Origin of the sequence: Trebonia sp. (assembly GCF_049794275.1) — a bacterium.
In the GTDB taxonomy this organism is placed as follows: Bacteria; Actinomycetota; Actinomycetes; order Streptosporangiales; family Streptosporangiaceae; genus Trebonia.
The window spans coordinates 1-4,125 of record NZ_JBARCR010000908.1 but is presented as its reverse complement, the minus strand read 5'-3'; the positions used below and the strand labels follow the sequence as shown (position 1 = coordinate 4,125).

The 4,125-nt window shown below is 69.5% G+C and carries 7 protein-coding genes; 1 reads left to right on the top strand and 6 read right to left on the bottom strand.

Annotated features, from left to right (window positions below):
* The 6 genes from WA805_RS23370 to WA805_RS23345 all read right to left on the bottom strand — a co-directional run.
* Positions 1-429: sirohydrochlorin chelatase (locus tag WA805_RS23370; RefSeq protein WP_425243408.1), on the bottom strand; the 429-nt coding region annotated here is incomplete at its 3' end.
* On the bottom strand, positions 411-1,085 hold the full coding sequence (locus WA805_RS23365; RefSeq protein ID WP_422282325.1) for a phosphoadenylyl-sulfate reductase: 675 nt from the start codon (positions 1,083-1,085) through the stop codon (positions 411-413). The genes WA805_RS23370 and WA805_RS23365, both read right to left, overlap by 19 nt.
* A 95-nt stretch (positions 1,086-1,180) precedes the next feature.
* Positions 1,181-1,336, bottom strand: coding sequence for an Insertion element protein (locus WA805_RS23360; RefSeq protein WP_422282315.1), 156 nt, complete (start codon positions 1,334-1,336; stop codon positions 1,181-1,183).
* On the bottom strand, positions 1,333-3,054 hold the full coding sequence (locus tag WA805_RS23355) for a nitrite/sulfite reductase (protein ID WP_422282317.1): 1,722 nt from the start codon (positions 3,052-3,054) through the stop codon (positions 1,333-1,335). Before WA805_RS23355 ends, WA805_RS23360 begins: the two co-directional genes overlap by 4 nt.
* 155 nt (positions 3,055-3,209) lie before the next feature.
* On the bottom strand, positions 3,210-3,296 hold the full coding sequence (locus WA805_RS23350; RefSeq protein WP_422290027.1) for a putative leader peptide: 87 nt from the start codon (positions 3,294-3,296) through the stop codon (positions 3,210-3,212).
* A 154-nt stretch (positions 3,297-3,450) separates the two neighbouring features.
* Positions 3,451-3,588: a hypothetical protein gene (locus tag WA805_RS23345; RefSeq protein WP_424561114.1), complete on the bottom strand. Its 138-nt coding sequence runs from the start codon at positions 3,586-3,588 to the stop codon at positions 3,451-3,453.
* A gap of 113 nt (positions 3,589-3,701) precedes the next feature.
* Here WA805_RS23345 and WA805_RS23340 point away from each other — a divergent pair.
* The coding region (locus tag WA805_RS23340; protein WP_425243407.1) for a phosphoribosyltransferase family protein at positions 3,702-4,125 on the top strand (424 nt) is incomplete at its 3' end.

Genomic DNA, 4,125 nt, shown 5'->3' with positions numbered 1-4,125 from the left:
GGCCTCGGCCAGCCGCCGCTCCAGGGCGGCGAGCAGCAGCGGGTGCGGCCCGAGCGGGCCGGCGCAGCTCACGTCCAGCGGGGTGGCGGCGCTGGCGGCGGCGATCTTCGCCGGGATGTCCGCCTTGCTGTGGTAGGCGGCGGTGAGCAGCAGCGGGACGACCACGCACGCCCCGTCGCCGCCGACCGCGGACAGCGCCTGCGGCAGCGACGGCGCGCAGTGGTCGAGGAATGCCGCCTTGACGTCGAGACCGCCCAGGCCCCAGGCCATCGCCCGGTACCGCACCACCGCGAGCAGCTCGCTCACTGTCGCCGCGGCCCGCGGATCCCGCGACCCGTGGGCGACCGCGACCAGCGGCGTGCGATTACCCCCGGCCCGGTTCAGGGCGGCCGGGTCCAGGGCGGCCGGGTTCAGACGTGGATGCCGCATTCGGTCTTGCCCGTTCCCGCCCACCGGCCGCTCCGCGGGTCGGCGCCCGACTCCACCCGCAGCGTGCAGGTGCGGCAGCCGATCGACGGGTACCCGTCGTACACCAGCGGGTTCACCAGCACGCCGTTCGTGGCGATGTAGTCGTCGACCTGCTTGCCGGTCCAGGACACGATCGGGTTGACCTTGACCATCTCGCGGTTCTCGTCCCAGGCGACGACGGGCGTCGACCGGCGGGAGGTGGTCTCCTCGCGGCGTACGCCGGTGATCCACGCGTCGTAGCCGGACAGCGCCCGCTCGAGCGGCTCGACCTTCCGCAGGTAGCAGCACAGGTCCGGGTTGCGCCCGAATAGCCGCGGGCCGAGCTCGGCGTCTTGCTCCTCGACGGTGCGGGACGGAGTGACGTTGATAAGGTTCACCGGGTACACGGCGGACACCGCGTCGCGGGTGCCGATCGTCTCGGGGAAGTGGTAGCCGGTGTCGAGGAACACCACGTCGATGCCCGGGCGGATCGCCGAAGCCAGGTGGATGATGACCGCGTCGGTCATCGACGAGGTGACGCAGATCCGGTCGCCGAACGTGTCGGTCGCCCACCGGATGATGTCCTCGGCAGAGGCGTCCTCAAGCTCCTCAGCTGCCTGTTCGGCGAGACTGCGCATGTGCCGCGGGTCCTCCACACCTCGTTCGTCGTCAAGGTCCGAACTGGCCGGACCGAAAGGGTACTCCAGACCGCCAAGAGTAAGCCCTACGGTGGTCACAGCGCGGCTCCTATCCCGGCAAAGCGTAGCTGGAAGCTCCTTGTGCAACTGCGGCAGTGCCATTCGCCGTCCGCCGCGCCCTGGGGTTCGAGGTCCTCTTCTCCGCAGTACGGGCAGTAGAACGGCACTGCCCGCCCGGATGGGCTGGTCATGACAGCTCCTCGTCGGTCGCGCGCATCGTCCATTGTGAGAATGTCTCGCCCTGCTGGCGGTTCGCTGTGAAGCGGCGCAGCACGCGCTCCACGTAGTCGGGAAGCTCGTCGGCGGTCGTCTTCAGGCCGCGGACCTTCCGGCCGAATCCTGAGCCGGCCGCGTCGCCGCCGAGCAGCGTCCCGCCGAGGTGCACCTGGAACCCCTCGACCTGGTGGCCCGAGTCGTCGGTGACCAGCGAGCCCTTGAGGCCGATGTCGGCGGTCTGGATGCGGGCGCAGGAGTTCGGGCAGCCGTTGACGTTGATCGTCACCGGGGTGTCGAAGCCGGGCAGCCGCCGCTCGAGCTCGTCGATCAGGCTGCTGGCGCGGGCCTTGGTCTCCACGATCGCCAGCTTGCAGAACTCGATCCCGGTGCACGCCATCGTGTACCGGCGGAACATGGTCGGCTTCACCGGCAGGCCCGCCGCCTCGAGTTCGGCGACGAGGTGGCCGGTCCTTGCCGGCGGCACGTCCAGGATCACCATCTTCTGCTCGGTGGTGGTCCGCACCCGGCCGCTGCCGTACTTGTCGGCCAGCGCGGCGATGGCGTGCAGGGCGTCGCCGTTGAGCCTGCCGACCTTCGGCGCGAAGCCGACGTAGGCCAGCCCGTCCTTCTGCGGGTGCACGCCGATGTGGTCCCGCAGGCCGGCGTCGATGTTGACCGGGGCCGGCCCGTCGGGCAGCGCGTAGCCGAGGTACTCCTTCTCCAGCACCTCGCGGAACCGCTCCGCGCCCCAGTCCGCGACAAGGAACTTGATCCTGGCGCGGTGCCGCAGCCGCCGGTAGCCGTAGTCGCGGAACAGCGACGCGACCGCGGCCCACACCTCGGGCACCTGCTCCTGCTTGACGAACGTCCCCAGTCGCTGGGCGATCATCGGGTTGGTGGACAGCCCGCCGCCGACCCACAGGTCGTAGCCGGTCTCGCCGGTCGCCGGGTGCTGCACGGCCGCGAACGCGACGTCGTTGATCTCGTGGTGAGAGCACTGCGCGGCGCAGCCGCTGATCGAGGTCTTGAACTTGCGCGGCAGGTTGGAGAACGCCTTGTCGCCGATGAACGTGGCGTGGATCGTCTCGATCTCCGGCGTGGCGTCGATGATCTCGTCGGCGTCCAGGCCGGCGAGCGGACAGCCGAGGATGACGCGCGGCGTGTCGCCGCAGGCCTCGGTGGTGTCGAGGCCGACCGCTTCGAGCGCCTCCCAGATCGCCGGGACGCTCTCGATCTCGATCCAGTGCAGCTGGATGTTCTGCCGGTCGGTGACGTCCGCGGTGCCCCGGGCGTACGTGTTCGAGATGTCCGCGATCGTGCGCAGCTGCGCGCCGGACAGCTGGCCGCCGTCGATCCTGACCCGCAGCATGAAGTACCGGTCGTCGAGCTCCTCCGGCTCCAGGATGGCGGTCTTGCCGCCGTCGATGCCCGGGCGCCGCTGCGTGTACAGCCCGTACCAGCGGAAGCGCCCGCGCAGGTCAGCCGGGTCGATTGAGTCGAAGCCGCGCTTGGAGTAGACGTCGATGATCCGCTGGCGGACGTTCAGCCCGTCGTCGAACTTCTTGTTCTCCTCGTTCTTGTTGAGCGGCTCGCGGTAGCCGAGCGCCCACTGCCCCTCACCGCGCTTGCGGCGGGCCGGGGTCTTTGGCCTGGTGGCGTCCTTGGTCGCAGTTGCTCCGGAAACGGGAGACACGCGGCGGTTCCTCACTAACGGTCGTAGTCCTGGCGCGAGCACGCGCCGCTTGGCCGTTAGCGGCTTCAGGAAACAAAAAAGCCGCCCCAGCTACGTGGCGCGCGCCCTTTGGTACTCAGCGGGTTTGTAACGTTGAGTTAAACGTCGGGCGGCGATCAGCGTGCGGGACGACACATGGCGCTACGGACACGCAGGAGGTCGACGTGCCTGCGCACGACGAGCATGGGGTCCGTAACATTCACCTTTGCAGGATCACACACTTGTGCGTTGTCTGTCCAGCGAAGGTGAGTCACGTGGGCGTTAACCTTTCCGCACCTCGCGGCTATTCCGCCGCTCGCGTTAAAAGTTGTAACGTTACGGTCTCGATACAGCCCTCGGCCGGCCCTTATTGATGTCTCAGCCCTGCCGCACCCAGCTGAGCGGCGGTTCGACCGCGTCCTGCCGCGCGTCCTGCGTCGGCAGGTGCTGGCAGTCGCACCAGGTGCCGCCAGGGCAGTCCTGGTGGTGCCGCTGGCGGCACGGAACGCAGATCATGGTCTTCATTGTGCCGTCTTTACCGGGTGTGCGCGCTTTACCGGGTGTGCGCCGCGGGTATAACACGGCGCGAGATGCCCAGCGCGTTCGCCGGACGCCGCGCGGTCTGGCCCATGCGTTTTTCGGACCGCGCTGCTGCCGGGCTGCTCTTGGGCGAGTGCCTCCGGCTGGCGATTGGTCATTCTTATCCCGAACGTACGGTGGTGACCGCGCTGCCGAGAGGCGGTGTCGCGGTCGGGGCCGGCGTGGCACGGTGCCTGGGCGTCCCCCTCGAGGTGCTCGTGACGAGGAAGATCGGCCATCCCGACGAGCCCGAGGTAGGGCTTGGCGCCATCGCGGAAGGCGGCGACCCGGTCTTCGACCCCCGCATGCTGGATCAGGTCCGGCTCCGGCCTGACGACCTGGCCGGCGTCGTCGCCAGCGAGCGAGCCGAGCTCACCCGCCGCGTCGCCGTCTACCGCGGCGGCCTGCCGCCGCCTGACTTCGCCGGCCGCCATGTGATCGTGGTCGACGACGGGCTGGCGACCGGGGTGACGG